Raw genomic sequence first — 23,624 nt, forward strand, 5'->3', positions numbered from 1 at the left:
GGCGCACAGCCCTCGCCACCATAGAAAAAGGCTCCCAGCCGGATGGCTGGGAGCCTCATCACATGCTATGTCAAGCGAAGATTTAGCAGACGCCCTGGGCGAGCATGGCGTCGGCGACCTTCAGGAAGCCGGCGATGTTAGCGCCCATGACAAAGTTGCCCTCCTGGCCGTACTCCTTGGCGGTGTCGTCCACGTTGTGGAACATGCCGCGCATGAGCTGCTCGAGCTTGCCGTCGACCTCCTCGAAGGTCCAGGACAGGTGCTCGGCGTTCTGGCTCATCTCCAGGCCGGACACGAGCACGCCGCCGGCGTTGGCAGCCTTACCGGGCATAAAGGCGACGCCGTTCTCCTGGAAGTAAGTCGTGGCCTCGATGGTCGTGGGCATGTTCGCGCCCTCGCCGACCACCTTGCAGCCGTTGGCGACGAGCGCCTGGGCGTCCTCGAGCAGCAGCGTGTTCTCGCGAGCGCAGGGCAGCGCGATGTCGCAGGGCAGCTGCCACACGCCGCGGCCGTCGCCCTCGTGCCACACGGCGTTGGGCTTCTCGTCAACATACATGGCGAGCGTGACGCCCTTGTCGTGGCCGGAGCGCTTCTTGTTGTAGACGTGCTCGAGCACGGTGTAGTCGATGCCGTCGGGATCCTCGACCCAGCCGTGGGTATCGGAGCAGGCGAGCACCTTGCCGCCGAGCTGAGCGACCTTCTGGACCGCGTAGATAGCGACGTTACCGGAGCCGTGAACGACAACGTTCTTGCCCTCGAAGGAGTCGCCGCGGCTCTTGAGGTACTCGTCCACAAAGTAGACCAGACCGTAACCGGTGGCCTCGGTACGGGCGAGCGAGCCGCCAAAGGAGAGGCCCTTGCCGGTAAGGACGCCGGTCCACTCGTTGGTCAGGCGCTTGTACTGACCGAACATGTAGGCAACCTCGCGGCCGCCAACGCCCAGGTCGCCGGCGGGAACGTCGGTGTTGGGGCCAATGTGGCGATAGAGCTCGGTCATGAAGGACTGGCAGAAGTGCATGATCTCGTTGTTGGACTTGCCCTTGGGGTCAAAGTCGGAGCCGCCCTTGCCGCCGCCCATGGGAAGGGTGGTCAGGCTGTTCTTGAGGATCTGCTCCAGACCCAGGAACTTGAGCATACCCAGGGTGACCGTCGGGTTAAAGCGCAGGCCGCCCTTGTAGGGTCCAATGGCAGAGTTGAACTCGACGCGGTAACCGCGGTTGACCTGAACCTTGCCCTGATCGTCGACCCAGGGAACACGGAACATGACGATGCGCTCGGGCTCGACGAGGCGCTCCAGCAGGGCGGCCTCCTCGTACTCGGGGTGGGCGTCGAGCGCCGGCTGGATGGTGCCGAGGATCTCGGTCGCGGCCTGGATGAACTCAGGCTGCTCGGGATAGCGGGCCTTGAGCTCTTCGAGAACTTTCTGCGTGTAGCTCATGCTTCCTCCAATGATGGGAAACGAAAATGTCGGTCACGGCACCCTATGCGCCGCGAACTTTATCGTGTATGGATAATATCGCACTGTTGCAGCAAAGTTTCGCATAAGCCGACGAGCAGATGTTTCGTTTTGATTACGATGCAGGTAGAAGCGTTTTTGAGCGCCCGACGTACAAATCGCGTGTTTCGAAGCTGTTTCGTCCACATGTTCCAAACCACAACAAAGGTGCCTGTCCCCAATGTGGTGGTGTGGGTGGTTAGAGGACGAGTTGATGGTAGTCGGCGGGGGTTACGCGGCCTTCGGTAGCAGCGCGGAAGGCGGCGAGCGCATCGCCCGAGAACGGCATGGCCCAGCACAGACCGCAACCTGCGGTAATGGAGCCGGGCAAAGGCATAATGCGCCCGGGCACGCCGGCATCCAGGCACAGCCGCTCGCATTCCATCACATCGAAGGTGCTATCGAACGAAACGATGATCTTGCGTTCGTGGTCGAGGGCATCACCGGACGGGCCTTCGCGGTGTGCCTCACGATACGCCGCGGCGGCCGCTTCCTCTTCCGCAGTATGTCCACAGCCACCGCAACCACAGGTACAGGGCTCGGAACCATCGCAAGTACAAGGCTCTCCCGTGTCGGGGCAAATATCGTGAGACATGGCAACTCCAATCGTCTAGGCGAGTAACTCGGCCGCCGCAAACTCCTCGGGCGTATTGACGTTCTCGAAGCAGAGCGTCGAACCCGCGGACTTAACAATCTGCGGCTCATCCATATAACCAGCCTGAACGCGATTGATCAGGCAGCGAATCCGCTGGCGGTCGCAGGCGAGCAACTCTTGGGCAACCGGCGCACACGCGTCACGGCGCCAGACGGCGCAAAGCGGCTCAATCCCCCGCTCCTCGCGCGGTACGCACACGTCGAGCGCCTCGGCCTCAACACGATCGGCAAGCGTGCCGATGAGCTCCGGCGAGACAAACGGCATATCGCAGGCGACGATCGCCACGAGCGGCAATCGGGTCGCGGCCAACGAGCTCGCGATGCCGCGCATGGCACCCGCCGGCCCTTCAAGGTCCGCCACCACACGCGGCACCAGGCCGCCAAACGCGTGCTCCTCAAGATAGGCAAGCTCGCTGGGACGCGAAGTTGTCACGACCAACTCGCCGGCAACTGGCGCCAGCCGACCCAGCACGCGCTCGATGAGCGGCTCGCCGCAAAACGCCATGCGCGCCTTATCGCAGCCCATGCGCGACGACAACCCGCCCGCCTGGACGACACAAGAAAGATCGGCCCGTCTTACGGTAGTCATACGGCAAACCACCCCCATCGGCATGCTCAAAACCCGGCACACGAAGCCAAATGCCGTCGCCGATAAAGCCGGCGGCACGGCAAACCCATGCAAAAACAAAACAGCGCCTTTGCGGCACGCAGCAAGACCGCGAGCACAAAAGCGCTGGTAGCGTATGGCGGGAACGTATGTGAATCGAACACATCCAAGACGTTTTGCACGCCTCGCAACGGTTTTGAGGACCGCGGAGCCCACCGGAGCCCATCCGTTCCCGAGTGCGGAGGTATTTTACCAAACCGTGCAGCCAATCTAGCGCAGGGACCTCAGGCCGCCGGCATCCTTGTCGAGCACCGTAAAGCGCACGGCGTCTAGATGTTCCAGGATGCTGATAGCACGTTTGCGCGACACCCCCAGAGCCTCGCGCAGGACGCTCGTGGTGGCAGCGCCGCCGGCTGCCTCAATGACAGCGGCAACAAGCTCACGCGCATGGGCCTCGGCAGCAGCGGACAGGGCCACATCGCGCTCGACCTTCACGATTGAGCGGTTGAGCGAAAGCTCGCGCAGGGCACGCGTCATGGTGTCGCGATCGAGCTGCAGCTGCTCGCCCACCTCGGGCAACGTCGGCGCATCGAGGCCGGCTTCGTCCAGCAAGGCAACGATCCGATCGCAAGCCTCTCGCACCACGCGTGCGGCTGCGGCGGCCGAGTGTGGATCGAATACCTCGGCGCCCTCGGCGGCGCACACGCCGCGCGAACAGCCCTCGGCAATCAGAGCCGCGGCAACGCCTTCATCAGCGGCAGGCCACGCAACATGGGCAACGGCGCCGGGCGTAAAGCCCGTCTCCTTGGGAGCCGCCGCATGCATGGCTGACAGGGTCGCCGCCAGTGCATCCATCGCGGCGTCGAGCACCGCAGCGTCCGCCAAGAGGTCCGCGTCACCCGCGGCAAGCTTGCGAACGGAGCCCTGCGCCACCAACCCACGCAGTGCGGCATCGACCTCATCGACACCAAGGTCCAAAGCCTCGGCAGCATCAACCGCCGTAACCGGCAGCGTCTGCAGCGCCAGCCAAGCGCCCACACCGCCCGCGATATCGCCGGACTCGAGCGCCGCATACAGCGAACGCTCCACTTCGGAAAGCTCGCGCGAGCGACGGCAGCGCGAAAGCAGCACACGCCCGCCGCCAATAAGCATCACGGGTGAATAGGACAGCACCACGACATGGTCCCCGGCACGTAGCGGCAGCGAGTTTTCTAAGCGCACCTGAACAATACGGGTTTCGCCCACCGCCATGGGGGCCTCGCCCTCCATGAACATGATGCGACCGACGACCTCGGCCGTACCCGCCATCACGTGCACGCGCGCACCCGACTCGAGCGCGCGCGGTTTGACGCCCTCGCGGCCCAAATACGTAAACGCCATCATAAAGCGCATCGTCTGGCCAAAACGGCCCGCCACACCGAGCATCTCGCCGCGATCGAGCGCGGCGACGCCATCGCCCACCAGGTTGAGCGCCACACGCTGACCGGGCAACGCCCGCTGTGTGTCGCCATGAACCTGAATCCCGCGCACGCGACAGACCGTACGCGACGGCAGCGCGACGAGCTCATCGCCCACCGCGACGGGCGCATCGTGCAACGTTCCCGTCACCACGGTACCGGCGCCCTTGATCGTAAAGCAACGGTCGATGGGCAGACGCGGTGCGGCATCGGTAAGCTCGGCACGGGCACGGCAGGCATCCCAGCAAGCGGCAACCTGCTCGTCGAGCGCAGCCAGCAGGTCATCGATTCCCGCGCCGGTCTTGGATGACACGGGGATAATCGACGCGCCGGCAAACACGGTGTCCGACAAAAAATCATCGACGTCGAGCTCGGCCAGCTCAATCATTTCGTTATCGGCCAGGTCGCACATCGTCAGCGCCACCACCATGTGTGTGACGCCCAGCAGCTCCAGCACATGCACGTGCTCGCGGGTCTGCGGCATAACGCCCTCGACGGCCGAGACCACCAGCACGGCCACGTCGATACCCGTGGCGCCCTGCACCATGGCGCGCAAGTAATGCGCGTGGCCCGGCACGTCGACCAGGCCCACGATCTTGCCGCTCGGCAACGCCAGCTCGCCAAAGCCGAGCTCCACGGTCATACCGCGACGGCGCTCAACCTCCAGACGGTCGGGATTCTTGCCGGTCAGAGCCTCGATCAGTGCCGACTTACCGTGGTCGACGTGGCCCGCCGTGCCAACGATAACGGGACACTCCACCAGCGCTTGAACCTCACTCATCGTGCAACCGCCTTCTCAACGCACGCGACGAGCGTCGATGCCGCCGTCTCGACATCGCGGTCGCCCACGAGCGTGCGCACATCAAACAGAATGCGGTCGTGCGAGGCGCGCGTGACGACCGGCGTATCGAAGTCTTGGACGAGCGAGCGCTTGAGCGCGTCGAGGGACAGGCGCCCGTCGACCGGGCAGACGGCCACGCACATCGTGGGTAGCTCCACGGTAGGCAGCGAGCCGCCGCCGGGAGTCGACGACTCCTCGACGATTTCCACCTGCACGGCGCACGGACAGCCAGCCTTATCGAGGCCCGCCACCATCAGCTCGCGCAGTTTGCGTGCGCGACGCTCCAGATGAGCCTGCGGAAGCGTGAGCATGTTGAGCACCGGCACCTCACGATGGGCCACATCCGCCCCATCCATGTAAATGCGCAGTGTAGCCTCGAGCGCTGCCAGCGCGAGCTTGCCCGGGCGCAGGGCACGCATGAGCGGATGCGACCCGCAGGCCTGGACCAGATCGCGACGGCCCATGATAATGCCCGCCTGTGCGGCACCGAGCAGCTTATCGCCCGAGCACGACACGATATCGAGCCCCGCCGCGACCGAAGCCGGCGTGGGCTCCTCACCGCCGCGCACCAGGATATCATCGGGCAACAGCGCGCCCGAGCCCTGGTCCTCGTAGAACAGCAGGCCATGCTTGTGAGCAAGCGCCGCAAGCTCCCGAGAACCCACCTCCTCGTGAAAACCCTCGATGCGATAGTTGGAAGGATGAACCTTAAGGATCATCGCCGTATCGGGCGTGATGGCGCGCTCGTAGTCGCTCAAATGCGTGCGGTTGGTGGCCCCGACCTCGACGAGTTTGGCGCCCGAGGCCACCATGACATCGGGAATGCGGAAGCTGCCGCCAATCTCGACAAGCTCGCCGCGGCTGACGATGACCTCCTTGCCCGCGGCATGGGTTGCCAACACCAACAGCACGGCGGCCGCGTTATTGTTGACGACCAGCGCATCCTCGGCACCGGTAAGCGAGCGGATGAGTTGCGCGGCATGCTCTTTGCGCGACCCGCGCGAGCAGGTGTCCACGCTGTACTCGAGCGTGCTGTAGCCGCGTGCGACCTCGGCCACGGCCTTGGCGGCCGACTCCGCGAGCGGGGCTCGACCCAGATTTGTATGGATAACAACACCCGTGGCGTTGACGGCGGGACGCAGGCTCGGCAGCGCGGAGCGATGCGCACGCCACTCGATAGCCGATGCCAGCTCGCGCTTAGAGCGCGGGGCGGCACCGGCGCGAATGGCGGCGCGCTCCTCGTCGAGCTCGGCCGTGACGGCGGCATGCACCACCGCGTCGCAGGTCTCCCCCGCCGCCTTCACCACCGGCCACTCGGCAAGCAGCTCGTTGACGGAAGGAATGGCGCGCAGGCGGACGCGCACCTCATCGGACATGTTCTGGCTATCGCTCATGTGCGGCCTTTCAAAAGAAACGTGGATCAGTCAAATACATCAGCTGAGTCAATTACTCGTCATTATCCCCGCGCGCGACAATCTTTTCCACGCGAACGGCGTTTTCCTGGGTGAGCGCTGCACCCGTCAACGGGTCCCAGCGCAGCGGCGTGTGGTCGAGCGGCCCGACACCCAGGGCCTGCCGGCCACCACCCTCAGCACCCAATGCGCGTCCGCCGGGAGCGGCCGAGGTGAAGATGCACGCCGGATGCAGATACGGCGTCGTCTCCACGCGCACGCGATCGCGGCCCATGTCGCTCACAAGCTCGACGACCTCGCCATCGGCGATACCCATGTGAGCGGCGACATCCGCGTTCATCTGCACGGCGTCCAAGTCCGACCCCGCCTCGGTGGCACCGGCCGCCGCGAGCCTGCGCGAGGTATGCGACTCAAAGGGTCGATTGCCGCTAATGAGGCGAAACATCCCCGGGCCAGGCTCCACCATGGGAGCGATCCAGTTGGGTACACGACCCAGGCCGGCTCGTTCCCATACGTCACTTGCCAGCGCAATTTTGCCGCCATCCAAGGGAATCGCCGGCTCGCCCGTACGCGACGGCAACGCAACACCCGTGTCGGCCCAGCCGCGCTCCTTGAGTGTGGCAAGATCAATCCCAAACGGAGCCACCTGAGCAGCGGCCAGATCGTCGAACGTAAAGTCGAAGCACTCGCCAACGCCGCAGGCCGCAGCCAACCCGGCAAAAATCTCCCGCCCCGGTCTCGTGTCGTCATGCAAAATGGGCAGCACGGCGTTGCGGTAGAACACGCGCGAATCGTTGACGCCCACGACCGTGCCCACGCCGCGGTCGGCCTCCAGATACGTCACGTCGGGCAGCACGAAGTCAGAAGCACGCGCCGTCTCGGACCAGCGAATATCAATCGTCACGAGCAAGTCGAGCTGCTGCAAAATACCCAACCAAGCCTGTGCATTGCCATAGCCCGCACCGGGGTTACTGGCATAGACGATGAGCCCACGCAAATCGCCGGCAAGAATCGACTGACCGATGGTCGTGCACAGGCCGCGCACCGGATCGACCAGTGGATAACGCTCGGACCCCAGCTTGGGCCTGCACGGCACCGGCGGCGTCGCAAAGCGTGCGGGATCGAGATCGCCCAACACAAGCGGCGTGGGCGGATTGAGCGCACCGCCCTCATGCCCGATGCAGCCCAGCAGCACATCGACCAAGCAAATTGCGCGCGCGGTCTGGGTGCTATTGGCATACGCGATACCGATGCCGCCATGAAAGCCCGCATCCACCACAGTGGCAGGCGCTGCGGCAGCGAGATCGCGCGCCGTGGCGACAATCTCTGCGGCTGGCACGTCGCACATCGACTCGGCCCACTCGGGCGTCCAAGCACTGGCCGCCTGCGCCAGCTCGTCAAAACCCGTGGTATAGCGGTCCACGAACTCGTGATCGTACAGGCCCTCGGCAATCAACACGTGGACAATACCCAACAGTAGCGCCAAGTCACAGCCCGGGCGCACGCGGAGCCAGCGATCGGCAAGCGCGGCCGAGCCGCTGCGCCGGGGGTCAACCACGATGATCTTCGCCCCGCGCCGGCGCGCATCGTTGAGCGCATCGACGGCCCCCATCGTCGACGAATCGACAATGGAACGCCCCAGGTACATGATGCAGTCGGTATGCGCCAGGTCGGAGGCGGGACTATAGCCCAGGCTGTGCTCCCAACCGGTAAGTCGGCTCACCTCGCAGGCGCCATCGGCACCGTACACGTTGGGCGAACCCAGCGCATGCATAAAACGATACGCCCAGTAGCGGTCGAACGAGGGCACACCAAGTGTCATGCCCAGCGCACGGGGCCCGCGCTCGTCAACAATCCCCAAAAGGCGCTCGGCAATCTGCGCGAACGCCTCGTCCCAGGTAATCGCATCAAACCCCGAGCCATCCCGGCGGCGTCGCATGGGGTGCACGATGCGGTCGCGCTCGTCAAACGGCATTGCCAGGCGATGCCGTCCGCGGGCGCACAGGGCACGCGCCGCGCACGGATGTCCCGGCACTGGCAACTCGGCCACCACACGCCCATCCTCAACATGGGCCGCAAAGGCGCAATCGGCATAGCATCCCCCGCATGTCGTCACCACGGAGCGACCGTCATGCATAGCTCTCGATGCCATCTCGATTATTCCTTCCAGCTCAGGGGTTCAGGCCCCACCACACCACAGTTCTGCCACCAGCTGCCGCGACGCAAAACCCGCAGCATCTACCGCAGCAAGACACGAAGAGCCTCCCAAAAGGCAGACGCCCCTCGGGAGGCCCGTACGTCATTCCGGTTTATTACGCCTCGGACTTCTTGGCGTAGATAAACGAGTAGCCGAGCGCGACCAGAACCGCGCCGCCCACGATGTTGCCCAGCGTGGCGGCGGACAGGTTAAACGCAATGCCCGCGGCGTTGAGCGCATCGGCGCCGGCGACGTCGGCACCATAGCCGCACGCGTGCATCACGGCACCCATGGGCAAAAAGTACATGTTGGCGACGCAGTGCTCAAAACCGCAGGCCACAAAGGCGGCGATGGGCAGCAGAATGCCCACAACCTTATCGACCACGGTCTTGCCGGCGGTACCGATCCACACGGCCAGGCACACAAAGATGTTGCACAGGATGCCGCGGAAGAAGATCGTCACCCAGTCGATCGTCACCTTGCCGGCGGCGACGCTCACCATGGAATTAGCGACCGCCTCGCCGTTGAGCTTGTAAATGCCGGCCATGTACACCAAAAAGACGATGAACAGGGCACCGACAAAGTTACCGACCCATACGACGACCCAAGCCTTGAGCATCTGGACCAGGGTGATCTTTTTGCTCTTGAGTGCGCAGACCATAAGCGAATTGCCGGTAAACAGCTCGGCGCCGCACACCAGCACCAGCACCAGGCCCAGGCAAAAGCACAGGCCGCCCACGACGCGCTGGGCGCCCCAGCCCAGCGTGCTATCGCTCAAGAACACGGTAAAGAACAGGCCGCCGAAGGCAATGAACGCGCCGGCGAACATTGCCAACAGAAAGGCCTTTGCGACCGGCAGGTTGGCCTTGGTCACGCCGGCGGCCTCGGTCTTGACCTCGATCGCGGCGGGCGCCAGGCAATCGGGAGCGGGGTACTCCACCTTGGAATCTGCCATGTCAATCACTTCTTTCCTAATCAGCAGGGACAAGCGCTCCTATTGCTCTTGCCCCAAGCGGACAAAGTGGGAAAAGTCGTTGGCTGCCACGGCGTCGTACACGGCGTCGACGGCGTCAAAGACTTCCGGGGACATGGGGTTGTAGAACTCCGTGTCGCCCGGCTGAATCCCTATGAAGACGATATCTTCGCACGATTGCTCGATTTCCTCGATCAGAATCGACAAAGGGAGCGAATGCGTGGTGAACATCGACTTGCGGGCCACATCACGTTTGTCGAGCAGGCGGATGGCGCCGACGGGCAGCGCCATATCGGCAGCATCGACCAAGACCAGACGCGGCGGACGCTCGCGCTTGACCTCGATGATGTCGTCCTCGGGCGTCTGACCGCCATCGATGGTGTACCAGCCAGCAAGCGGCGCGTCCTCCATCTTTTTGGAGAGCACGGGGCCGGCAGCATCGTCGGCACGCAGCACGCTTCCCGCCGTGAGCACGATACCCGCAAACGGGGCGCCGTTCACACGACCATCCACAACGCGACCCATTACTGCAACCTTCCCGTCAGATACACACCCGAAACATCGCGCACGCGTTCCACCAGATCGCGAAACTTCATTAAGAACGCGACCTGCTGGGCATGCAGGCCAAAGTCGTCGTCGAACACCGAGATGCCGGCCTTGGCCGACCCGCGAAAACCGCGCTCGTCGAGCAGCGCATCGCAGGCCTCGAGCAGCGACGGCACCGCCGCCTTGTCGAGCTGGCACTCACCAAAGGAGCGGATGGCCTCGAACTTGGTTTTGGCCTCCCCCTCCGGCAGCGCGTCGACGAGCGAATAAAACACATCCACCGGCACCGACAGACGCGGCTCAAAGCAGTCGAGCACGCCGGTGTGGTGGCCCACGGCGAGCGTGTAGTAAAGCACGTCGCAGGCCTCCTGGGGAACGTCTTCCTCGGTCTCCACAAACTTACGCGTGAGCTCGTAGAAGACCACCTGGTCGGGCGCATGGCCCAGGCAGGGGTCGGCGACGCCCTCGGCGGCCTCGTCGCTTGCGCGCGAGGCATCGCCAAAAGAGCCGCCGAGCATGCCGGGGCCCGCAAAGTAACCAGAGCGGTCCGTGAGCTCCATCTAGCGACCTCCGGCCAGCACCAGATCCTGCAGCGCCGAGTACACCTCAACACGGCGAGGATCATCCTGCTTGTCGATGAGCAGCGCCATGGCACCGCGGATATCGCCCTTGGGCGCGCCCTCGAGCGTATCCATAAACTCGTTGGCCAGGTCGCGGCCGTAACGGTAGCCGCTCATGGCGCGAGCTTCGCGCTCGATGGCAACGCGCAGCTTGTACGGCACGCCGGGGTGCAGGATATCGGCCTGCTCGCCGGCGGCCTCCACCGTGGTCTCGGCATGGAGCTTTTGGTCCAGCAGACCGAGCGCCATGGCAAAGCCGTAGACGGTCTGCGCGGGGCTGGGCGGGCAGCCGGGGATGTAGACATCGACCGGCAGAATCTTATCCGTGCCGCCCCAGACGCAGTAGTTGTCGTAGAAGATGCCGCCGGTGCAGCCGCACGCGCCATAGGACACCACGATCTTGGGATCGGGTGCAGCCTCAAAGGCGCGCAGGGCCGGCATGCGCATGGCACGCGTCACGGCACCGGTGTACAGCAGCACATCGGCGTGACGGGGCGAAGGCACGACCTTGATGCCAAAGCGCTCGACGTCGAAGACGGGCGTGATGGAACCGAAGATCTCGATCTCGCAGCCGTTGCAGCCGCCGCAGTCAACGCGGTAGACGTACACCGAGCGCTTGATCTTCTTAAGAAGGGTCGCCTTGGCCTTCTCGATGCTCTCGTCGAGCTCGATCTTGGTCGGGCGGTACTGAAGCCGCTCGGGCAAAAGCGTGGGTTCGGCCATGGTTACTCCTCCTTCGTATCAAAATCCATGATGATGCCCTCGACCGGCGCCGGACCGGCGGGAATCTCGGGCGCATCGGGGTTGAGCTCGCGGTCGATATACTCCGGGTTCACGCCGTGGCCGCCCAGATACTCCATGCCGGGGCCCTGGGGCTCGCCGGACGCAAGCGTCTCGTTGGCGGCCATGCCGGCAGCGTTGCCGGTCTTTACGGCCGAGGCGGCGCGCAGGGCGTCGAGCTCGCGCTTGCACTCCTGGCACATACCGACGGTACGAGCGGCCTGCTCGGCCTCCATGCCGCCGGCCTTTTGCAGCAGGCGCTTGGCGTAGTCGATCTCCTTGTGCGGGGCAAACGGCTTGCCGCAGCGCGAGCAGTGCTCGAGCGTGTGGACGCTCTTGCTGGTGAGGTCGTCCTTGCTCATGACGGCCAGCTCAAACTCCTCGGTGAGCTTGATGGCCTCCATGGGGCAGGCTTCCTCGCAGCGGCCGCAAAAGATGCAGCGGCCGTAGTCGATCGACCAGGTGATGGTGTCGGCCGCAAGGTCGGTGTCCATGCGAATGGCATCGGCCGGGCACGCCACGCCGCAGGCTCCGCAGGCGATGCAGAGCTCGGCATTGTGCTCGGGCTTGCCGCGCATGTCCTTGTTGGTGGGGAACGGCGCAAACGGGTACTTGACCGTCGCGTCGCCGGCCTTGGCGTTAACCTTCCAAAGCTGCAGCATATTAGAGCGCCTCCTCATCGAGCGGAGCGGCCATGGTGCCCTCGCCCGCAAGCGGCGACTTGTCGCGCCAGACGTTCTCGAACTGCTCCTTGTCGAGCACGTGGTCGCGCTTGGCGGCGATATCGGTCACCGTCACGCGGTCGGTGCAGGAGTAGCACGGGTCGAGCGAGCCGACGATCAACGCAGCGTCACCCACGGTGTTGCCGCGGAACATGTAGCGCAGGACCGGCCAGTTGCTGTACGTGGCGGCCTTGGCGCGCCAGCGGTAGCACTTCTGGTTGTTGCCGAGCATGGCCCAGTGCACGTCCTCGCCGCGCGGCGCCTCGGTGGCGCCGATGGCGTACTTGTGCGGGGTGTACTCCCAATCCGTGGTGAGGATGGGGCCCGACGGGCAGTTCTCGAGCATGGTCTCGATCATGTCGATCGAATCGTAGACCTCCTGGATGCGAACGGCGGTACGGCCGAAGGCATCGCAGGTGTCGGCCGTGGCGGCGTGCATCTTTTGAACGTCCGGATCGGCGTAGCCGTCGAAGGGATGGTCAAAGCGCACGTCGCGGGCATAGCCCGAGCCACGCATGAGCGGGCCGACCGGCGAGAAGTCGCGTGCAATCTTGCGGTCCAAGATGCCGATACCGCTCGTACGCTCAATAAAGTTGGGCGTGGAGAGCAAGACGTCGACGAGTTCCTGAACCTCGGAGCGCAGCTGGTGGATGGTCGTGAGCGTGGAAAGCTTCTGCTCGGCCAAAATGTCGCGACGCACGCCGCCGATCACGTTGAGGCCGTAGGTCTTGCGGTGACCGGAGAGCTTCTCGGCCAGATCCATGGACTTCTCGCGGACGCGGAAGAACTGCTGGAAGCCGGAGTCGAAGCCCGTGTAGTGCGACGCAAGGCCAATGTTGAGCAGATGCGAGTGCAGGCGCTCGACCTCGAGCATGATGGCGCGGATGTACTGGGCGCGCGGCGGGACATGGATGCCCTGGGCGCGCTCGACGGCCTCGGCATAGGCCACCGAGTGGGCGCAGCCGCAGATGCCGCAGATGCGGTCGGCGAGGAACGTCACGGCGTCATAGTTCAGGCGCGTCTCGGCGACCTTCTCCATGCCACGGTGCACGTAGAACAGACGGTAGTCGGCGTCGACGATCGTCTCACCCTCGACGAACAGGCGGAAGTGGCCAGGCTCGTCGGAGGTAATGTGCAACGGGCCCATGGGGACAAGCGTCGTCTCCTTGCCCTTGGTATCGGCCAAGAACTCGTAGTTTTCCATGTCACTCGCGGGAGCGGGACGGAAGCGGTAGTCCATGGAGTCCTTGCGCAGCGGGTACAGGCCGCTGGGCCAATCGTCGGGCAGCACCAGGCGACGACGGTCGGGCAGACCCTCGGGGATCAGGCCGAACATGTCGCGAAGCTCGCGCTCGCCCCACACACAGGCGGGGACGAACGGTGTCACGGACGGGAACGTCATCTTGGCGGGATCGACCTCGGTGCGCACGGTCACCCAACCGGGGTCCTCCCCCTCCATGGAGATGACATAGTACACGGCGTAACGGCCGCACAGGCTGCGCTCATCGTTGCCGATGATCACGGGAATCCAGCCGTAGCGCTCGTAGTACAGGTAGTGGACGGCCTCGGGCAGATTGTCCTGCTTGACGGTAATCGTCAGCTGGTCCTCGCACTGCCACTCGACCTTCTCGATGCAGCCCGGAACGGCGCGGCGCAGGGCCTCGACATGGCTCTCGCAGCGACGGGCATACACCTTGTTCTCAGTTTCAATCATTCGTTACTCCACCTCGCTCTGAGCGGTCTCGGAGCCAAAGAATTCGCGGAACATCGGGGCCGTATGCAGGGCATCGGTATCCTGATCGAGCACGATAGCGACGGCGTTCTCAACACCGCGCACAACGGGCAGAGGCGTGGCAAGACCAAACCAGATCAGGCACACGGCAAGCAGGGCCTCGGGGACGAGCATCCAGACGCTCGACTCGCGACGCTCGGTATCGACGGGCTCATGCAGGGTCTTACCAAAGACCGACGAGATGACGACGCGCGTCAGGCCGCTGATGGCAACGGTCAGGGCGAGCGCCACGATCACGACAAGCCACCAGGGGCTACCGGCGGCAAAGGCCGCCACAAAGGTGCCGAACTCCGAGATGAACATGGCAAAGGGCGGAAAACCGGCCAGCGCCAAAAAGCCGATGACCATAAGGGCGGCCGTAATGGGCGCACGCTCGACGATGCCGCGGATCTGGGTAAGGTCGCGCGTGCCAAAGGCATGCTCGACGTTCTCAGTCAGGCAGAAGCACAGGGACTTGGCAAGGCCGTGGAACATGCTGTGCAACAGAGCCGCGGCGATACCAAGCGGACCGCCGATACCCAGGCAGAGCATGATGACGCCAGCGTTCTCGCACGAAGAATAGGCCAGCTTGCGCTTGATATCGGTCTGCGCAAAGAGTGCAAAGCTCGAGAACACGATCGACAGCACGCCGATCACCAGCAAGAGCAGGCTCGGGAAGTCGTTGCCGATAGCATGGGAGGCGAGCATGTCAAAGCGGATGATGATGAGCATGGAGCACTTGAGCACCACGCCCGACAGCAGGGCCGAAATGGAACCCGGTGCCTGGGAGAGCGTATCGGGCATCCAAGTGTGCATCGGGAAGACCTCGGCCTTGGTGCCAAAGCCAATCACAATAAACGCGAACGCCAGGCGCACGATCGCCGGGTCGAGCTTGTCGGCCTCGGGAAGAATGCCCGAGAGGAACGCGGCCATGTGCGGGTTCGAGATCACGTCGGCGGCGTTGGCGTAGATCAACAGCGTGCCGAACAGGCCAAAGGCCACGCCCGCGGTGCAGACCATGATGTATTTCCACGTGGCCTCGAGGGCATGGCGCGTGTTCTTGAGCGCCACGAGCAGCGCCGAAGCCAACGTGGTGGCTTCGATGGCCGCCCACATAATGATGATGTTGTTGGTCGTCGCGGCCAAAAGCATCGTGAACAGGAACAGGCTGTAGAACGCGTAGTACTGCTTTACCTGCGAGGGACCATAGGTGCCTTCGGCGACGAGCTGACGAACAAGGCCAACCGAGTACACGGCGATGCAAAAACCGATGACGCCGATGATAAGCACGAACAGGGCACCCAGGGCGTCGACATGGAACCAGGGGTCGAGTGCCCAGATCTCGCCGCCGTCCGTAAAGACGGGCAGTGCGATGGCGATCGAGCCGGCAAGCACGACAACCGCCGAAACGGCATGGCAGAGCTCAAAGACACCACGCGCCGCGGTCTTGGGAACGATGGCCATGATGGCGGACAGGGCCAGGGGGCACACAACGAGTGCCAATAGCATTGTAGAAGTATCCATGTGCCTAGCCCCTCAGATCGGAAAGGTCGTGCGAATCGAGCGACTGGTAGGTACGCCAAATCTTGAGCACGACGACGGACATGATGATGACCGCGAAGATGGCATCGGTTGCGATACCGGTCTCGACGATCTCGGGAGCCGTGGGCGCCAGCAGGGCGAGCGTCACGTGGCTGCCGTTTTCCATAAGGCAGTATCCAAAGATCTGCTTCATGATGTTGCGCTGCGTGATGATGCAGGATAGGCCCACAAAGAAGTGGGCAAAGCTGATGGCCAGGGCAGGAGTGGCGACCTCGGCCGTGGGAAGCTTGATCTGCGTCACGACGGCAAAGCAGACGGCCACCTCGACGGCAATGAGGCAGATGGTCCACGCCGGCTTGGTGCTGTGCGAAAGCCCCAGATCGCTCGGCTCGCCCATCTTACGATAGGCATACGAGAGGATGAGCGGCACCAGGACGACCTTGGTCACAAATGCCGACACGGCCCACATGAGCAGCTCGGAGGCGCCGGTGACGTTGCCGAGGGTGGCAAGCAGGCCCACCAGAATCAGCGACTGCACCGCATACCAGCGGATGGCGACTTTAATTGACTTGCTGATGACGACCATGGTCGAGGTAACGATCAAAAGGCCGCCCAGCAGGTTGACAAGTTGGTAACCCATGTTCTACCTCCTAACCGATCCAGCTGGCCGAAAGCGGGCCGCTGACGATGACCATGATGACGAGCACGATGAACACGAACGCCATCGCGCGGGGAAGCGGGGCTCCCGCAGCGACCTCTTCGCTCGGCTCGCCGGGCAGGCAATAGCCCATCCACTTGAGGAACCAGGCGAAGGTGGCGACGGTCTCGGCAACCATGATGCACACGAGCACCAGGATCGCGACGTTGCCGGCACCCACGGAAAAGCCGCCGGCGATAATCTGGAACTTCGAGAAGAACGTGTTCATGGGCGGCACGCCGGCAATGGCGAGCGCGGCGACACCAAAGCCCACGCCCGAGATCGGGTACTTCTTCACGATGCCGCGAAGCTTGGGCAGCATACGCGTACCGAGTGTAAAGGAGAACGAACCGGCGATCAGGAAGAACAGGGTCTTAGCGAAGGCGTGGTTAAAGATGTGGCACACGGCACCGTCAAAGGCCAGCTGGCTGCCAAAGACCGAAAGGCCCAGACCAAAGAACACATAGGAGAGCTGGGCGATCGTGGAGAAAGCCAGCAGGCGCTTCATGTCCTTTTGAGGCAGGTACATAAGGAAACCAAAGAGCATGGTGACCATGGCGTCGATAATGGCGACCCAGCCCACGATCTCGGGAACCTCGCCGGCAGAGACGAGCGCACGCGCGAACACGCACACGCCGACCTTAACCATCGAGGCGCCATGCAGATAGGCCGAAACAGGCGTCGGTGCCTCCATGGCCGAAGGCAGCCACATGTACATGGGAACCTGTGCGGACTTGGCCCAGGCCGCAAACAGCACGAGCAAAAGGACGATAGCCTTGAGCTTGGCGTCGAGGCCGGCAATCGCGGTGATGGCGAAGGTGCCGGTGTGGGCAAACACGATGGCGGCGCCCAGATACAGGCCGAGCGCACCGATATGCGTAATGATCAGGGCCTTCATGCCGGCCTTCTTGGCCGTAGGCGACATGTAGTAGCTAATGAGGCCCCAAGAGCACGCACCCGTGATCTCAAAGAACACGAGCTGGCCCAAAAGGGTCGAGCTGTACACAAGGCCGGCCATGGCGCCGATGAAGGTCGCGAGGTACGCGTAGAAGCGACGACGCGGTGCGTCGGGATGCTCACGGTTATTCTCGCTCATATAGGGAATCGAATAGATCACGACAAGCAGGCCGATACCCACAAAGGCGGGCGCGAGCAGCGTGCTCATGCGATCGAAGGTGAATCCCATGACGAGGGTCTGCCCAAACGAGATCAGGGGGACCTGCGTGTCGGGCATGCCGGCGCCAGCGAAATTCGCGGCGAGGGCGATGGTGCAGACCGTCGAGACGGCGGCACCCAAAACGCTGAACCACTTGGCGTACGGACGGGGGAACAGGGCGACGAGCACCGAGGCCACCATCGGGGCCGCGATAGCGACCAAGCCGAGAAGGGACAGACTGACTGCAAATGACATTGTTTCTCCCTTCTCCTACACGCCGACGACCACGAAGACAAACGCCAGAACGGCGATGCCCACGACGGCCCAGGTCTGATTGCCGAGCACCTTAAAACGCGAGCGCGAGCAGGAGTTCTCGATCACGCCGCACACGACAAAGTCGATCAGGCACTTCACCAGGAAGATGACTGCACCCAGAACGGCGGCGGCGCCCACGGTCGCGGGCTCGCCCCAGGGGACGAAGATCGCGCAGAACCAAGCAACGACCAGGACCTGCTTCATGGACATGGCAAGTTTGGCCATGGCGAGCGACGGGCCGGAAAGCTCGGCAAGCGGGCCTTCCTGAAGCTCCTGCTCGGCCTCGGCCTGGTCAAACGGCAGCTTGCCGAGCTCCATGTAGCAGGCAATCGCAAAGGCGATGCCGGCGAGGATCACGGCGACCGGCGCGTCGATAGCGCCCGTCATGATGTGCTGACCCATGGTGGCGATGTCGGTGGAACCGCACACCAGGGCGGCGGCAAACAGCGCCAGCAGCATGGACGGCTCGATGAGCACGCTCATGAGCAGCTCGCGGACGCCGCCGATGCCGGCGTAGGCGTTGGACGAATCCACACCGCAGAGGGCGAAGAAGAAGCGGGCGAGCGCCAGGCTGTACATAATGGTGATGGCGTCACCAAAGACCGGGATGGGGCTTTGTGCCGTAAAGAGCGGCAGGCCCATCGCGAGCATAAAGGCGACGGCGAAGAACAGCGGCGGCATGATGCGCAGCGCAAAGCTCGCATCCTCGCTCTGGGACTCGGGGCGCGCAAAGAGCTTGGCCAGGTCGCGGTAGTCCTGCATGATGCTGGGGCCGCGACGGTTGTGCATCTTGGCGCGGATCACGCGGCCGAGACCGGAGAAGAACGGTGCGACGGCCATGACGACCACGCCCTGCAGAACGGCAAGTACGATGTTGTTCATGCTCTCCCCTCCTTAACCCATTTGCACGGCGAGCACGAGGAACACCACGAGTGCCGCGACGATGTAGCAGATATAGATGCTGTAGTTGCCGCCCTCGAGCTTAGTCGCGAGGTCGGCGAGCTTCTCGACACCCTTATGCGGGGCATCGACGAGAACCTTGTCGGGTACGGGCTCCACAGCCTCGGCCACACCGGTGAGCTTCTGGAAGAAGTGCGCGATGGACCAGCAGACGGCCGTGCAGCGGTCACGCAGCGTATAGAGCGGCTGCATAAACCAGGACACCTCGGAGGCAAAGGTCGTGGCCACGACGGGCATATGCTCGTTGGGAGCATAGCCGCATGCCCACGGCTGGGACTTCTGCACCTTGCCGACGGTCTTGAGCTTGCGATAACCGCAGGCAAGGCCGACGAGCACCACGAGCGCAATGGCGATCGCGGGCGTGGAGGTGGCAGCGCCGGAGTACTGGTTCATGAGCTCCATGCCCTCGGCGGCAAACACGCCACCGTACGGATGCAGCACGGACGCGGCGACATCGACCAGCACGGGCGCGATCACGGGAGCGCCAATGCCCAGCACGACGCAGATGGCCGCGAGCAGGCCCTGCGCAAACACCATGGGGGCGGGAACCTCCTTGGCATTGGCCGCGGCCTCGGAGCGGGGCGCGGAGGCAAAGGAGACGCCATAGGCCTTGACGAAGCACGTGACAGCCAGCGCGCCGGTAACGGCAAGCGCGACGGCAGCGAACACGGCCACGATTATGACGGCCTTGTCGCCCTGCATGGCGGCGTTAAACAGCGACTGGTAGGTAAACCACTCGGACACAAAGCCGTTGAAGGGCGGGATGGCCGAGATGGCAAGCGCGCCAACGAGAAAGCAGATGGCCGTTGCCGGCATACGACGGAACAAGCCGCCCATCTTCTCCATATTGCGCGTACCCGTAGAGTACAACAGCGCACCAGCGCCCAGGAACAGCTCGCCCTTAAACATCGCGTGGTTAAACGTGTGGTAGAGGGCGGCCATCAGGGCCAGGACGGCGATGCCGACCGAGTCGAGCGCCATGGCGGCCATGGAGGCGCCGACGCCGAGCAGAATGATGCCGATGTTCTCGACAGAGTGATAGGCCAGCAGGCGCTTGATGTCATGCTCCTGCAGGGCGAAGGCCACGCCGAGAACCGACGAGATCGCACCGAACACCATGACCATCAGGCCCCACCAGACCTGAACGCCCGAGGCGGAGAGCAGGTCGAGGCCCACCTTGAGGATGCCGAAGATACCGATCTTGATCATGCCGCCGGACATGAGGGCCGACACGTTGGACGGCGCCTCGGGATGTGCCTTGGGCAGCCAGCCGTGCAACGGGATGATACCGGCCTTGGCGCCAAAGCCAAAGAAGGCGAGCACGAAGCACACGGATGCGACCGCGGGGCTAAACTGCGTGGCGCGGAAATCCGCAAAGGCAAACGAGCCACCGGCGAAGTTGGTCATGGTGAGGAAGCTCGCCATGATGAGCACAAAGCCCACGTGCGCGATTACAAAGTAGAGCCAACCGCCATGGATGGAGTTCTCGTTCTCCTCGATCACGACCAGGAAGTACGAGGTCAGCGACATGAGCTCAAAGGCAACCAGGAACCAAAACACGTTGTCGGCGGTGATGACGAGCATCATGGACGCCACGAAGGTGTTAAAAAAGAAGCCGGCGCGGCCCTTTTTGCCCGGGTACTCATCAAAGTAGTTGAGACCGTAGATCGAACCGGCAAACGCGAGCACCGAGATGAGCGCCATGAACAGGCCGGACAGCTGATTGAGCAGCAGCTGGAAATGGGCAAACGGGAAGAACACGATGGTGTCGACCGACGTGACATCGCCCAGCACGGCCTGGATACCGGCCACAAACGAAAGCACCGCGGCGGCGGCGCCGATAAGGCATCCGGCGGTCTTGGCGGCGTTATCGGCCTTGATCAGCAGAACCGAGGCGAGCGCACCGATGCACGAGACGGCAAGCGATGCGATAAACAGCGTCATGCTATCCATTGTTTACGCTCCCTTCTGCTTTCTCGGACAGACCCTGGGCCACGGCGGTAACGTCGACGGCCGGACCGTTTTCGATCGAGCGCAGGCGCTTGGCCTCGTCGAGCTCGCGATCGACCGCGCCGCCCATGACGGTCAGTGCCTTGGTGGGGCACGCCGCCACACAATGCGGGCCGTCCGGATCGAAGGCGCACAGGTCGCACTTGACGGCGCAGGTGTACTGGCCGGGAGCCCACGTAAGCAGGCTGCTCAGGGACTTAGGATACGAAGGCGTCGGGTCGCACATGCCTGCGACACCGGCGATAGACGTGCCATCGGGATGGATGGCTCCGAAGGGGCACGCGATGGCGCACAGCCTGCACCCGATGCACTCCTGCTCCTTGACGTGGATGCGATCGCCATCGTGCTCGATGGCATTCACCGGGCAGACCTCGGCGCAGGGGGCACCCTCGCAATGGTGGCAGGCAAGGGCGGCCGAAATACCGCCGGTCTTCACGAGCGCCAGACGCGGCGTATCCTGAAGACCCTGCATCCGGTGGGCGTCGGCACAGGCGGACTGGCATGTTCCGCAGCCGATGCACCTCTCCGGGTTGATGTCGATGAAGCGGTTCATCCCCACTTCCTTTCAAAATAACGGGCCGGGCTCCCGAACGTACGGGACGCCCGGCCCAATAAGCCAACGAGAACGGGACTACACGATTTGGTTCACGTGCGTCTCGTCGTCGAACTTGGCGGCGCCGGGCTCAACGTCCTGGGGAGCGGCGGCGTCCACCAGAGCCTGCTTGAGCTCGGTGTACTGACGCTCGACTTCGCCCTCGGCCCAGACCTGGTCGGCGATAGCGTCGACCTGGCAGGCGGAGAACTTGTCCTCGGGCGTGTGCGAGACCGGGTCGACCTTGTGAATGGTCAGCTCGTTGCATTTGCCGATCCACCACTGGTAGGTCATGTAGACCGTGCCCTTGTTGATGCGATCGCTCACGTCGGCACGGCTGTATACCTGGCCGCGGCGGCTGTGAATCGAGACGATGTCGCCATTCTTGATGCCGCGTGCCTCGGCGTCCGCGGGATTCATGCGGACAAAGCCGGGCTCGTCGGCAAGCAGCGCCAGCGTCTTGCAGTTGCCGGTCATCGAGCGGCAGCTGTAGTGGCCGACCTCGCGGACGGTGCACAGGATGAGCGGGTACTCATCGTCGGGAAGCTCGGAGGGCGCCTCCCAATCGTGCGCCATCAGGTTGGCGCGGCCGTCCTTGGTGGTGAACTTGCCACCAGCGAACATGTCGGGCGTACCGTGGTCGTTCACATCGGTGCTCTTGACGGGCCACTGGGCGTAGCCGCCCTCGGGAGCCATCTTCTCGTAGGTCGCGCCCACAAAGTTGGGGCACAGGCTAATGCACTCGTTCCAGATCTGCTCGGTGTTGTCGTAGTGCATGGGGTAACCCATACGCGTGGACAGGTCCGCGAAGATCTCCCAGTCGTGACGGCACTCGCCCTTGGGCGGAACGGCCGCGTCAAAGTGCTGGAAGCTACGGTCGGATGCGGTAAAGACACCCTCGTGCTCGCCCCAAGAGGTAGCGGGCAGGATGACGTCGGCGAGCATGGTCGTCTGCGTCATAAAGATGTCCTGGCAAATGAACAGATCCAGCTCGGAGAGCGTCTTGCGCATACCGGCCGAATCGGGCTCGGTCTGCACCGGGTCCTCGCCGTAGTTGTAGAAGCAGTGCACCTTGCCCTCGTCGACCAGGTGGCCCAGGTCGGTGAGCTTGTAGCCCTCCTCGAGCGGGAGCTTTTCCTCGGGCACGCCCCATGCCTTGGCAAACTTGGCACGCACTGCCGGGTCGGTGACCTTCTGGTAGCCAGGGTACAGGTTGGGCAGCATGCCCATATCGCAGGAGCCCTGGACGTTATTCTGACCGCGCACGGGCGCGAGGCCGGAATTGGGTTTGCCGATCTGGCCGGCAACGCAGGCGATGGAGGCGATGGTGTGCACCGTCTTCAGGTTCTGCTTCTGCTGGCATACGCCCATACCCCAGCCAATGATGGCAGAGGGCTTCGCCGTGGCGTACATCTCGGCAGCTTGGTGGATCAACGCGGGCTCGACACCCGTGATGTCCTGTACGGATTCGGGAGTGTAGTTCTTGATGGTCTCCCACCACTCGTCAAAGCCGTTCGTGTGCTCGGCGACGAATTCCTTGTCGTAGAGGCCATCGTTGACCAAGCAGTTGGCAAAGGCGTTGAGGAACGCAACGTTGCAACCGTTCTTGATCGGAAGGTAGAGATCGGCGATACGCGCGGTTTCGATATGGCGCGGGTCGGCAACGATGATCTTGCAACCCTTTTCTTTGGCTCGCACGATACGCCTTGCGACGATGGGGTGCGAATCGGCAGGGTTATAGCCGAAGAGGAAAATGCAGCCCGCATCCTCCATACCGGGGATGGAGCATGACATGCAACCTGAACCAACCGTGTCCATCAGACCGAGGACAGTAGGGCCGTGTCAAGTACGGGCGCAGTTGTCCACGCTGTGGGTGCCGATGCACGCGCGCGTAAACTTCTGCATGACGTAGTTCGCCTCATTGCCGCCGCCTCGCGAAGAGCCGGTGGTCATGACAGCGTTAGGACCATATTCGTCAATTATGGCCTGCATCTTAGATGCGGTGAAATCCAGTGCCTCGTCCCAGCTTACGCGCTCAAGATCCGCGCCCTTGGTGCGGCGGATCATCGGGTGCAGTACGCGAGGAGTCAAGATCTTGGTGTCGTTGATGAAGTCATAGCCGCTCATGCCCTTAAGGCACAGCTCGCTCTGGTTGGTGATGCCGTTGAGCGGTTCGGTGCCCACGACCTGGCCGTTTTGGACCAGGAGGTTAAACTGGCAACCGGCGCCGCAATACGGGCAGATCACTTTATGCTTCTCCATGACACCCTCCTTCCT

Annotated in this window: 19 protein-coding genes and 1 tRNA gene; all 20 read right to left on the reverse strand. The window is 63.4% G+C overall.

Translation table 11 applies throughout. The annotated features are described in order from the left end of the window. Positions 1–82: 82 nt before the first annotated feature. Entirely contained in the window at positions 83–1,438 is a 1,356-nt protein-coding gene (gdhA, locus tag ACTQVX_RS00075) for an NADP-specific glutamate dehydrogenase (RefSeq protein ID WP_154515369.1), read from the reverse strand. A 256-nt stretch (positions 1,439–1,694) separates the two neighbouring features. Then, the gene (locus ACTQVX_RS00080; protein WP_441540684.1) at positions 1,695–2,090 is read right to left on the reverse strand and encodes a DUF3343 domain-containing protein; all 396 of its coding nucleotides are present in this window, start codon (positions 2,088–2,090) and stop codon (positions 1,695–1,697) included. A 15-nt stretch (positions 2,091–2,105) separates the two neighbouring features. Then, positions 2,106–2,738 carry a molybdenum cofactor guanylyltransferase gene (gene mobA / locus ACTQVX_RS00085; protein ID WP_441540683.1) on the reverse strand — a complete coding sequence of 211 codons (633 nt, stop codon included), beginning with the start codon at positions 2,736–2,738 and terminating at the stop codon, positions 2,106–2,108. A gap of 155 nt (positions 2,739–2,893) precedes the next feature. After that, a tRNA-Sec gene (locus tag ACTQVX_RS00090) sits at positions 2,894–2,990 on the reverse strand. A 36-nt stretch (positions 2,991–3,026) separates the two neighbouring features. Next, the gene (gene selB, locus ACTQVX_RS00095; RefSeq protein WP_441540682.1) at positions 3,027–4,994 is read right to left on the reverse strand and encodes a selenocysteine-specific translation elongation factor; all 1,968 of its coding nucleotides are present in this window, start codon (positions 4,992–4,994) and stop codon (positions 3,027–3,029) included. Continuing rightward, complete coding sequence (gene selA / locus ACTQVX_RS00100) at positions 4,991–6,448, reverse strand: L-seryl-tRNA(Sec) selenium transferase (protein WP_441540681.1); 1,458 nt, start codon at positions 6,446–6,448, stop codon at positions 4,991–4,993. Before selA ends, selB begins: the two co-directional genes overlap by 4 nt. Before the next feature lie 52 nt (positions 6,449–6,500). Further along, on the reverse strand, positions 6,501–8,618 hold the full coding sequence (locus ACTQVX_RS00105; protein ID WP_441540680.1) for a molybdopterin-containing oxidoreductase family protein: 2,118 nt from the start codon (positions 8,616–8,618) through the stop codon (positions 6,501–6,503). Between the two features lie 160 nt (positions 8,619–8,778). Next, positions 8,779–9,618: a formate/nitrite transporter family protein gene (locus ACTQVX_RS00110; protein WP_441540679.1), complete on the reverse strand. Its 840-nt coding sequence runs from the start codon at positions 9,616–9,618 to the stop codon at positions 8,779–8,781. Between the two features lie 39 nt (positions 9,619–9,657). After that, the gene (gene hycI, locus ACTQVX_RS00115; RefSeq protein ID WP_117820333.1) at positions 9,658–10,161 is read right to left on the reverse strand and encodes a hydrogenase maturation peptidase HycI; all 504 of its coding nucleotides are present in this window, start codon (positions 10,159–10,161) and stop codon (positions 9,658–9,660) included. Beyond that, a complete protein-coding gene (locus ACTQVX_RS00120) occupies positions 10,161–10,742 on the reverse strand; it encodes a formate hydrogenlyase maturation HycH family protein (RefSeq protein ID WP_099431578.1) in 582 nt (193 codons plus the stop codon). The genes hycI and ACTQVX_RS00120 overlap by 1 nt, the downstream gene beginning before the upstream one ends. Next, positions 10,743–11,525, reverse strand: coding sequence for an NADH-quinone oxidoreductase subunit B family protein (locus ACTQVX_RS00125; RefSeq protein ID WP_006234107.1), 783 nt, complete (start codon positions 11,523–11,525; stop codon positions 10,743–10,745). A 2-nt stretch (positions 11,526–11,527) separates the two neighbouring features. Further along, positions 11,528–12,244, reverse strand: coding sequence for a formate hydrogenlyase complex iron-sulfur subunit (locus tag ACTQVX_RS00130; RefSeq protein ID WP_441559861.1), 717 nt, complete (start codon positions 12,242–12,244; stop codon positions 11,528–11,530). 1 nt (position 12,245) lies between these two features. Continuing rightward, positions 12,246–14,018 (reverse strand): hydrogenase large subunit, encoded by a 1,773-nt coding sequence (locus ACTQVX_RS00135; RefSeq protein WP_441540677.1) that lies wholly within the window; start codon positions 14,016–14,018, stop codon positions 12,246–12,248. Positions 14,019–14,021: 3 nt separating this feature from the next. Further along, entirely contained in the window at positions 14,022–15,599 is a 1,578-nt protein-coding gene (locus ACTQVX_RS00140) for a hydrogenase 4 subunit F (protein WP_441540676.1), read from the reverse strand. A 4-nt stretch (positions 15,600–15,603) separates the two neighbouring features. Further along, positions 15,604–16,257, reverse strand: coding sequence for a hydrogenase 4 membrane subunit (gene hyfE, locus ACTQVX_RS00145; protein WP_441540675.1), 654 nt, complete (start codon positions 16,255–16,257; stop codon positions 15,604–15,606). A 10-nt stretch (positions 16,258–16,267) separates the two neighbouring features. After that, positions 16,268–17,725: a hydrogenase 4 subunit D gene (locus ACTQVX_RS00150; protein WP_441540674.1), complete on the reverse strand. Its 1,458-nt coding sequence runs from the start codon at positions 17,723–17,725 to the stop codon at positions 16,268–16,270. Positions 17,726–17,740: 15 nt separating this feature from the next. Continuing rightward, positions 17,741–18,667: a respiratory chain complex I subunit 1 family protein gene (locus ACTQVX_RS00155; RefSeq protein ID WP_022095201.1), complete on the reverse strand. Its 927-nt coding sequence runs from the start codon at positions 18,665–18,667 to the stop codon at positions 17,741–17,743. 12 nt (positions 18,668–18,679) lie between these two features. Further along, positions 18,680–20,698 carry a hydrogenase 4 subunit B gene (gene hyfB / locus ACTQVX_RS00160; RefSeq protein ID WP_441540673.1) on the reverse strand — a complete coding sequence of 673 codons (2,019 nt, stop codon included), beginning with the start codon at positions 20,696–20,698 and terminating at the stop codon, positions 18,680–18,682. Then, entirely contained in the window at positions 20,691–21,308 is a 618-nt protein-coding gene (locus ACTQVX_RS00165) for a 4Fe-4S dicluster domain-containing protein (protein ID WP_441540672.1), read from the reverse strand. The genes hyfB and ACTQVX_RS00165 overlap by 8 nt, the downstream gene beginning before the upstream one ends. Positions 21,309–21,386: 78 nt before the next feature. After that, positions 21,387–23,609: a formate dehydrogenase subunit alpha gene (gene fdhF, locus ACTQVX_RS00170; protein WP_195239652.1), complete on the reverse strand. Its 2,223-nt coding sequence runs from the start codon at positions 23,607–23,609 to the stop codon at positions 21,387–21,389. Between the last annotated feature and the right edge of the window lie 15 nt (positions 23,610–23,624).

Source organism: Collinsella sp. LCP19S3_A6, assembly GCF_052122015.1.
Lineage (GTDB): Bacteria > Actinomycetota > Coriobacteriia > Coriobacteriales > Coriobacteriaceae > Collinsella.

What these genes read in the sequence shown, in the direction of transcription:
- gdhA (WP_154515369.1), bottom strand. Translation starts at nt 1,438, where the DNA reads ATGAGCTACACGCAGAAAGTTCTCGAAGAGCTCAAGGCCCGCTATCCC.
- ACTQVX_RS00080 (WP_441540684.1), bottom strand. Translation starts at nt 2,090, where the DNA reads ATGTCTCACGATATTTGCCCCGACACGGGAGAGCCTTGTACTTGCGAT.
- mobA (WP_441540683.1), bottom strand. Translation starts at nt 2,738, where the DNA reads ATGACTACCGTAAGACGGGCCGATCTTTCTTGTGTCGTCCAGGCGGGC.
- selB (WP_441540682.1), bottom strand. Translation starts at nt 4,994, where the DNA reads ATGAGTGAGGTTCAAGCGCTGGTGGAGTGTCCCGTTATCGTTGGCACG.
- selA (WP_441540681.1), bottom strand. Translation starts at nt 6,448, where the DNA reads ATGAGCGATAGCCAGAACATGTCCGATGAGGTGCGCGTCCGCCTGCGC.
- ACTQVX_RS00105 (WP_441540680.1), bottom strand. Translation starts at nt 8,618, where the DNA reads ATGGCATCGAGAGCTATGCATGACGGTCGCTCCGTGGTGACGACATGC.
- ACTQVX_RS00110 (WP_441540679.1), bottom strand. Translation starts at nt 9,618, where the DNA reads ATGGCAGATTCCAAGGTGGAGTACCCCGCTCCCGATTGCCTGGCGCCC.
- hycI (WP_117820333.1), bottom strand. Translation starts at nt 10,161, where the DNA reads ATGGGTCGCGTTGTGGATGGTCGTGTGAACGGCGCCCCGTTTGCGGGT.
- ACTQVX_RS00120 (WP_099431578.1), bottom strand. Translation starts at nt 10,742, where the DNA reads ATGGAGCTCACGGACCGCTCTGGTTACTTTGCGGGCCCCGGCATGCTC.
- ACTQVX_RS00125 (WP_006234107.1), bottom strand. Translation starts at nt 11,525, where the DNA reads ATGGCCGAACCCACGCTTTTGCCCGAGCGGCTTCAGTACCGCCCGACC.
- ACTQVX_RS00130 (WP_441559861.1), bottom strand. Translation starts at nt 12,244, where the DNA reads ATGCTGCAGCTTTGGAAGGTTAACGCCAAGGCCGGCGACGCGACGGTC.
- ACTQVX_RS00135 (WP_441540677.1), bottom strand. Translation starts at nt 14,018, where the DNA reads ATGATTGAAACTGAGAACAAGGTGTATGCCCGTCGCTGCGAGAGCCAT.
- ACTQVX_RS00140 (WP_441540676.1), bottom strand. Translation starts at nt 15,599, where the DNA reads ATGGATACTTCTACAATGCTATTGGCACTCGTTGTGTGCCCCCTGGCC.
- hyfE (WP_441540675.1), bottom strand. Translation starts at nt 16,257, where the DNA reads ATGGGTTACCAACTTGTCAACCTGCTGGGCGGCCTTTTGATCGTTACC.
- ACTQVX_RS00150 (WP_441540674.1), bottom strand. Translation starts at nt 17,725, where the DNA reads ATGTCATTTGCAGTCAGTCTGTCCCTTCTCGGCTTGGTCGCTATCGCG.
- ACTQVX_RS00155 (WP_022095201.1), bottom strand. Translation starts at nt 18,667, where the DNA reads ATGAACAACATCGTACTTGCCGTTCTGCAGGGCGTGGTCGTCATGGCC.
- hyfB (WP_441540673.1), bottom strand. Translation starts at nt 20,698, where the DNA reads ATGGATAGCATGACGCTGTTTATCGCATCGCTTGCCGTCTCGTGCATC.
- ACTQVX_RS00165 (WP_441540672.1), bottom strand. Translation starts at nt 21,308, where the DNA reads ATGAACCGCTTCATCGACATCAACCCGGAGAGGTGCATCGGCTGCGGA.